The organism is Achromobacter sp. 1011811831, from assembly GCF_059760905.1.
This window is the reverse complement of record NZ_JCBANG010000215.1, coordinates 1-609: the sequence shown is the minus strand read 5'-3', so window position 1 is coordinate 609 and position 609 is coordinate 1. Positions and strand designations below refer to the sequence as shown.

Annotated in this window: 1 protein-coding gene; it reads left to right on the top strand. The window is 63.5% G+C overall.

The window, feature by feature from the left end; genetic code table 11:
• Positions 1-609: VCBS domain-containing protein (locus AC6LJ9_RS30660; protein WP_498150456.1), on the top strand; the 609-nt coding region annotated here is incomplete at both ends.

Here is a 609-nt window from a genome sequence, read left to right as displayed (position 1 = left end):
AGCTCGACAACAACGATCCCAAGGTCCAGGCCCTGGGCGTGGGCGAGAAGCTGGTCGAGACCTTTGAAGTCGTCACCGCCGACGGCACCAAGGGCACGGTCACCGTCACCATCAATGGCACCAACGATGCCCCGGTCATCAGCGGCCAGGCCACCGGCGAAGTCACCGATGGCGGCAGCACCAGCACCACGGGTCAGCTCGGCAAGACCGACGTCGACGTCAACGACACCCACACCTGGTCCGTCAGCAACGACGGCAAGGGCAAGTACGGCACCTTCACGGTCGACCAGACCGGCAAGTGGACCTATAACCTGGACGGCGCCAACACGTCCGTCAAGGAACTGAAGACCGGCGAGTCCATCACCGAGACCTTCACCGTCTACGTGGACGACGGCAAGGGCGGCAAGACGCCCGAAACCATCACCGTCAAGATCAATGGCACCAACGACGGCGCCATCATCACCCCGAGCAAGCCGGGTGACGACAAGGGTTCCGTCACCGAAGACGACAAGCTCACCGCCAACGGCAAGCTGGACGTGGTCGACCCCGACAAGGGCGAAGCCGTGTTCAAGCCCCAGACCGACACCGCCGGCACGCATGGCAAGTTCT